This window comes from Cohnella boryungensis, from assembly GCF_042651945.1.
Classification (GTDB): domain Bacteria; phylum Bacillota; class Bacilli; order Paenibacillales; family Paenibacillaceae; genus Cohnella; species Cohnella boryungensis.
In genome coordinates this window covers 33739-39738 of the sequence record NZ_JBHSED010000014.1, presented here as the reverse complement: position 1 = coordinate 39738, position 6000 = coordinate 33739, and the positions used below count along the sequence as shown (strand labels likewise).

Annotated in this window: 8 protein-coding genes; 1 reads left to right on the top strand and 7 read right to left on the bottom strand. The window is 51.7% G+C overall.

Annotation, left to right across the window (positions count from 1 at the left end):
* The first annotated feature begins 206 nt into the window (after window positions 1–206).
* A complete protein-coding gene (locus tag ACFO1S_RS09645; RefSeq protein ID WP_204605031.1) occupies window positions 207–1094 on the top strand; it encodes a LysR family transcriptional regulator in 888 nt (295 codons plus the stop codon).
* Between the two features lie 133 nt (window positions 1095–1227).
* Here ACFO1S_RS09645 and ACFO1S_RS09640 read toward each other — a convergent pair whose 3' ends face one another.
* The 7 genes from ACFO1S_RS09640 to ACFO1S_RS09610 form a co-directional block, all read right to left on the bottom strand.
* Window positions 1228–1635, bottom strand: coding sequence for a VOC family protein (locus ACFO1S_RS09640; protein WP_204605030.1), 408 nt, complete (start codon window positions 1633–1635; stop codon window positions 1228–1230).
* A 151-nt stretch (window positions 1636–1786) separates the two neighbouring features.
* A complete protein-coding gene (locus ACFO1S_RS09635; protein ID WP_204605029.1) occupies window positions 1787–1987 on the bottom strand; it encodes a hypothetical protein in 201 nt (66 codons plus the stop codon).
* A gap of 282 nt (window positions 1988–2269) precedes the next feature.
* Entirely contained in the window at window positions 2270–2752 is a 483-nt protein-coding gene (locus tag ACFO1S_RS09630; RefSeq protein WP_204605028.1) for an anthrone oxygenase family protein, read from the bottom strand.
* Window positions 2745–3599 (bottom strand): Rossmann-fold NAD(P)-binding domain-containing protein, encoded by an 855-nt coding sequence (locus ACFO1S_RS09625; protein ID WP_204605027.1) that lies wholly within the window; start codon window positions 3597–3599, stop codon window positions 2745–2747. The genes ACFO1S_RS09630 and ACFO1S_RS09625 overlap by 8 nt, the downstream gene beginning before the upstream one ends.
* A 76-nt stretch (window positions 3600–3675) precedes the next feature.
* A complete protein-coding gene (locus ACFO1S_RS09620) occupies window positions 3676–4101 on the bottom strand; it encodes a MarR family winged helix-turn-helix transcriptional regulator (RefSeq protein WP_204605026.1) in 426 nt (141 codons plus the stop codon).
* 223 nt (window positions 4102–4324) lie between these two features.
* Window positions 4325–5311: a BtrH N-terminal domain-containing protein gene (locus ACFO1S_RS09615; RefSeq protein ID WP_204605025.1), complete on the bottom strand. Its 987-nt coding sequence runs from the start codon at window positions 5309–5311 to the stop codon at window positions 4325–4327.
* Window positions 5295–5867, bottom strand: a complete 573-nt coding sequence (locus ACFO1S_RS09610; protein WP_204605024.1) for a PadR family transcriptional regulator — start codon at window positions 5865–5867, stop codon at window positions 5295–5297. The genes ACFO1S_RS09615 and ACFO1S_RS09610 overlap by 17 nt, the downstream gene beginning before the upstream one ends.
* Window positions 5868–6000: the final 133 nt, after the last annotated feature.

The following is a 6000-nucleotide window of genomic DNA, read 5'->3' as shown; positions in this document are numbered from 1 at the left end:
TGGTTTGATGCGCCCTTTTTCCCTGACTCGCACGCTTTCTGCTCAAGAAAATTTCCAAATCGCTCAATTCAGGGACTTGACATCATACCGCTGGACTTTACATTCGCATCCATCTACAACTACAATAGAACGCGACAAAGGATAATAAAAATATATATTAATGAAGTTTATATAAATATTATTTATGTAATGTGAGGTGACTGGATTTGAACTTGCATGCGCTTCGCGTCTTCCATTCGATCGCCAGACTAGGCAGCGTAACACGTGCGGCCGAGGAGCTGCACATCAGTCAACCGGCTGTAACGGTGCAGCTTCGCAATCTGGAGAAGGCTCATGGTCTCCCGCTCACGCGTTCGCAGGGCAGGGGGATTGTTCTGACGGAGGCCGGCGAGTGGTTGGCGGCACAGGCAGACCGCTTGTTCGCGCTGGAAGCGGATATCTCCTCCTCTATGGAGGCGGTTCGCACCGGCCGATTAGGTTCGCTTAAGTTGGCCGCCACTTACTTGCCCGCCAACTTCTTATTGCCGCGCATGCTAGCCCGCTTTCGGTCAGCCTACCCTGATGTAGCCTGCACGGTGATGACCAGCAATGCGCAGATTGCCTGTGAACGGCTGCTCCGTTACGAAGCGGATATCGCCATTATTGGCAGCATTCGGACGTTCCCGCCCGATGTTCGTTGCGATCTGCTGCTGGAGGATGCGCTGTCGATCGTTGCAACGCCGGACCACCCGCTCGTCGGCCAATCGGTGCCGCTAAGCCGACTTGTTCGCGATACCACGTTCGTATTGCGCGAGCCCGGATCCTCCACTCGGGATACCTTGTTTGCTTTATGCCGTGCCAGAGGCATTGCGCCGCCCGAGGCCACTCTCCAGTTCAGCGGCCCGCAGGAAACGATACGCGCGGCTATTGCGGGGCTTGGCGTCACCTTGGCATCCTCACTAGAAATTCAAGAGCATATCGCAGCAGGATCGCTGGTGAGACTCGATGTTTCGGATGCGGCTGCCGTCAACCCGATTTGGTGCTGTACGCGCACGAATGATCCGTTGTCGCCGCAGGCAGCAGCCTTTATGAATTGTTGCTACCCGATAGCGTAACAATCTTCAGTCGAATGGGAAAACGGCCATCTACGCTTAGTCCGCCTGGAGGGCGGTGGAAGCGCAGATGGCCGGTGCGATCAAGCTTGGGGGAGACCGCTTTACGGTTCGGCTCAAGAATTGTTCCTTAGTCTTACGGTTGCGGTGGAGCTTCGCTCGTGATCATCCACTGAATGCCGAACTTGTCCGTCAGTTGCCCGAACAACGCACCCCAGAACTCCTTGCGTACCGGTTGCGTCACCTTGCCGCCCTCCGCCAGCTTGTCGAAAGCCGCGTAAACCTCGTCTTCCGTCGGGAAAGTCAGGCTCAGCGTCAGCCCTTTGCCGATTACGGTGTCCTCGGCCTCGGCATCGCACATGAAGATCGGAACGCCGGCAGCCTTCAGCTCTAAGTGCAGCACCCGGTCCTTCATATGCTCAGGAGTATTCGGCAAATCGCCGAAGGTCCCGACATTTCCTATCTCTCCTCCCAAGCACTCGACGTAGAAGGCGGCCTGCTCCCTTGCATTTTGCGAGAAAATATACGGCGTAAGCGTAGCCATGAGACAGCATCCTCTCCAATTGGGTTTGTAAGCAGCATAAGTTTATCATGTCTTGATTCTCTGATTATAAATCAAAATCATTCGCATCATTTCTTATTAATTGCTGTCTTTGCACAAGAATATCCGCATCCCGAGTCTGGGGTGCAGCCCCTTAGCCCACCCTGATCGTAGATATCCATCCTCGATCAATCGAGCCTTTGCTGGAGGGTTCAGCCAGCAGAACGATCAGGTCCGGCTTCGCCGCCAGGATCGCCTCCGGGTTCGGCTTAATGTCCGAGCTCTCGGACAGCAGAATATTCTGCGCCTTCAGCTGAAACGCCTTTCTCTCCCGTTCGCGAATGCTTTCCTTCAACTGAACTCAGGCATTCCCAAGCGTATTGCCGTTCGGCGTCCCGGCTTCCTCCCCTCGATGATGCGCCATGCGAGTTCTCCTCTCACTTCCGTCTAAACAAATCGTAAATGATAATTATTCTCAAAGTCAATCGATAAACCACTTCCAATTGTCTATGACATTCACCCGACACTTAATCTGGCATTCAAGCTCTCCACTGAGCGGGAGCCTGCGTCATTATCGTATCCCTAGGAAAAACCGGCAAGACGCCAACTGATCGTGTCTTCCCGGTTTATAATTTTGCTATATTTGCTCCAGCATCGCCAAGATGAAGAACACGCTAGAAACAACGCAAGCTGCTGTCCGTACATGGTTCCAGACGATCCATTTGGCATAGAACCTATCCCACACTTGGGAAATACCCTGGGTATCAAGCTTTACGCTGGCAAGCTTGTTGTTCAGGGGGACATTAAACGCTCCCGTGACAAGCAAGGCGAACACGTAGGATAAACCGCCCGCGAAAAGATAACCGGCCTCGTAGTCCCCCCATCCGAGCAAAGCCATGACGATAAGCGTAAGACTGATTAGGCCCGTTCCGAAGAACAATAAGGAGCATAGCGGATTCTGCACCACGATGTTGATCGATTGCATTGCGCTAACGCCATAGACGGCCGAGATCCGAGAGAGAGCCTTCATTACGAATGCCGAGAAGGCGAACAGTACGCCTGCGACCATCCCGGTCCCTACGGCGGCTATGAAGCTTAAGTTAAATACCCAGTTAGCCATTCTCTCTCACCTGCCCCCATACGCCGGTCTTGGCAGTATCTCGGGCATAATCCCGAAAATCGCGCGGCTCACGGCCCAGCAGCCTCCGAACTCCATCCGTCAAATAGGCGTTACGGCCGTCCAGCACTTCCGTGAAAAGCTCAATCAGCAAATTCGTGAAGTCGGGAGGTAAATTTTCCTGCTCCAGCCCGGAGACGAACTGCTCCTTGGTGATCTGCGCATAGGCGATCTCCCGCCCGCTTGCCCGAGCGATCTCCTCTGTCGCTTCCGCAAAGGTAAGCAGTCGAGGACCTGTCAACTCATAGATTTGACCGATATGCCCCTCTTCGGTTAACGCGACTACTGCGGCGTCTGCAATATCTTCGACGTCTATAAACGGTTCCTTAACACTTCCGATAGGCAGCGCGATGATTCCGTTAAGCACGGTATCCAGAAGGAAGCTTTCGCTAAAGTTCTGGCAGAACCAGCTAACGCGCAAGATCGTCCAATCCGCGCCGGAGTTCTGCAACGCCAGCTCGCTTTGACTAGCTCCTTCCTCGCCGCGGCCCGACAGCATGACCAGCCTGCGCACTCCCTTCTCCTGTGCCAGCTTGGCTAATCCGGCGATCTCGTCGGCCGCTTCGGGCAACGCCAGATCGGGGTGATACGTAATGTAGACCGCTGACGTATTGTCGAGCGCCGCTTCCCAGGTAGATGCGTTCTTCCAGTCGAATGGAGGCAAGCCGCTTCGCGATCCGATGCGTGTAGGTATTCCCAGCGTGGTTAGGCGGTCCGCAACCCGTCTTCCCGTCTTTCCCGTGCCGCCGATAACCAGAATTGGTTTTCTCAAGCTTTGATTTGAATGCATAGTGATCCTCCTCGAATTTTTTTATTACTCTTTTCATTTAATTGTTTGCACAAGCAAATGTTTGCGGAAAAAATGATTACTTCGCCTCTAGCCGCTCACTAATAGCGAGTAATCTGGCGGTCATCTCGTCGGCTTCCTGATCACCCAGCTTATCATATGTCCAAAGGCGAAGATTATTCCAGCATTCATGAATAACCGGCTCCAATGCTTTGCCCTTATCTGTCGTATATATGAGCGACATCCGCCCTTCGACACGGTTGTACAGGTAGCCCTTAACGACAAGCTTCTCTATTAGACGGGTTACGGTCGAGGGTTGGTGATGAAGAATTTCGCCTAGCTTCTTCTGGGAGATCCCTTCGTCTTCAATGACCGCCAATATCAAAAAAGCGCTGGTTGGCGACAACCCGCATTTGGCGAACTCCTCTTCGACGACCTTAGTGATAACCCTGCTTAGCCGGGTTGCGGTGAAATACATACATTCATTCAAATAATTCTGAAGCATCCCGTTACCTCATCTCTAGTTAAACATAGATGGTAAATTGTTTGCACATACAACTATACACGATGTGCTAAAATCTGTAAACCCTATTCCCATCGCCAGACAGGTCGCTAACCTGGCCTATCGAGGGGGGCAACCCGAAGGCCTTCCCTTCGGGTCTTGCCGATCCTTCGAGCGAGCTAGCCGTAGCGGTATTGGGCAAGTTCATTGCGTTCGAGGCCTTTTGTTAAATTGCCGATAAGAGCTCCATGGCTGCACGTTCCTTATCCGCGACCTCGAGCAAAAGATCAGAAACACGGTATAGCTCCTGATGGTCTCCCGTTCTTCCCGCACGGTCGATCGAAGAGGAAATCCTTGTCCACATTGGTGCTATTTCTGTAAACAACTCATATGCCCGTTCTACTCCGGGTTCTCCAAGCAGATCCACGCATTCCTTTAGAAAATCCCGATATAGATTTCGAAACAAAGCGCCGCCGGTTCCCGCCCTCTCCATTAATAACGCGGTTAAGATTAGATCTTGCTCCAAGTTCTTGCTGCGAGAAGGCCACTTCAGAACTTCACGGCTCATTTTAATAATGCCTTTATTCCCTATATTTCGAATGGGAGGATTCAAATAGTCCTGCGCATTGTTGGTTAAGGATGTTCGTATAGCGGGCTCAAGCGGCGGAAGGGTGACGATCGGCTCAATGGTAAAGGAACGATTCCTGGAGCTCATGGGCCCCTTGGCGTTTCTAGCCATGGCCAAATGCGCCAAACGCGTCGACACTAATCCCCCCTGCTGTCCTGTATCCGCCATATAGGCGTATTCGTCATCCATGCCATATATCACCGCATAGTGGGCCGCAAAGTGTACTTTGTTCGTGAAGTAGTCCAAGTAATAGGAGTCTAATTTAAGCCCTACCGGAACTCCACGTTCTATTAAGCTCCGTACGTTCTGCCACGCTTTGTCAACCGACGAGGTTTCTTGCGTCTTGACGGTTAAGCCGAGCCGGGATGCTAGGCATGCGGTCAGCTCGTCCGGCTTCACCCTCCCTCCGATAAAAGGAAAGCTCATCCCCTTCGAATCCCAATAAATGAATCCCAAGCCTTGCCCAAGTCCGAACAGCATCGGCTCTGACAACCGAACGCCAGCAAATTGAAGCAGGTTGCCCATTGTTGTCGTCTCGCAATGTTCCCCTTGAAAAGGAACGAAACCTTCAATTATTGTGGACATGCTCCTTCGACTCCTCCAACAATTCGTTGATTAGATTAGCGACGAACGCTTGCTCGCTCTCGATAAGACTCATCGGATGACGGAAAAGCGCCCTTACGTGCAGCGGCAATCGAACGCCGCCTTGCGATTCGCATTTCTGCCTTAAATTTAGGAATACCTCTCCAAGAAAACCCAGCCTTTTGCGCAAAGCTTCAATGGCTTCACTCTTCTCGACAAAAGGTAAAGCGGCAAGACCGAGATCGAATCGGTTGTCGCGCTCGCGCGAAGAGGATAGGCTGACGAGGACTTCCTTGCTTAAGGTTGTCATACCTGCTTCCGTCATGGAAAATCGGATCGGCATAGGCCCCTTGCCTGATTTCCCGCCGAAACCCTCGGATTTAATCAATCCTTTGCCCTCCAATTTCTTCAATCCCGCGTATATCGAAGTTGTGCCGATATTCGCCCATTCCCGATACCCGCGCTGATCGACTAACTTATCGATATCGTAACCCGACGCTTGATTGCATTCCGCGATCATTTGCAACAGCATAAACTCTACATTGGAAAGCTGATTCATAGAGAGACCTCGCAATTAATATTTCATACATGTAATATAACACCACTGAATTATAAGGTCAAAATCTTTAAGCTATCGAGTTTTAACGGACGCCTTTTTTATTGACTCGATACCAAATGGTGACCTATAATTA

Bases quoted from the DNA above. Each gene is read 5' to 3' on its own strand.
- ACFO1S_RS09640 (WP_204605030.1), bottom strand. From the start codon at position 1,635: ATGGCTACGCTTACGCCGTATATTTTCTCGCAAAATGCAAGGGAGCAG.
- ACFO1S_RS09630 (WP_204605028.1), bottom strand. From the start codon at position 2,752: ATGGCTAACTGGGTATTTAACTTAAGCTTCATAGCCGCCGTAGGGACC.
- ACFO1S_RS09625 (WP_204605027.1), bottom strand. From the start codon at position 3,599: ATGCATTCAAATCAAAGCTTGAGAAAACCAATTCTGGTTATCGGCGGC.
- ACFO1S_RS09620 (WP_204605026.1), bottom strand. From the start codon at position 4,101: ATGCTTCAGAATTATTTGAATGAATGTATGTATTTCACCGCAACCCGG.
- ACFO1S_RS09615 (WP_204605025.1), bottom strand. From the start codon at position 5,311: ATGTCCACAATAATTGAAGGTTTCGTTCCTTTTCAAGGGGAACATTGC.
- ACFO1S_RS09610 (WP_204605024.1), bottom strand. From the start codon at position 5,867: ATGAATCAGCTTTCCAATGTAGAGTTTATGCTGTTGCAAATGATCGCG.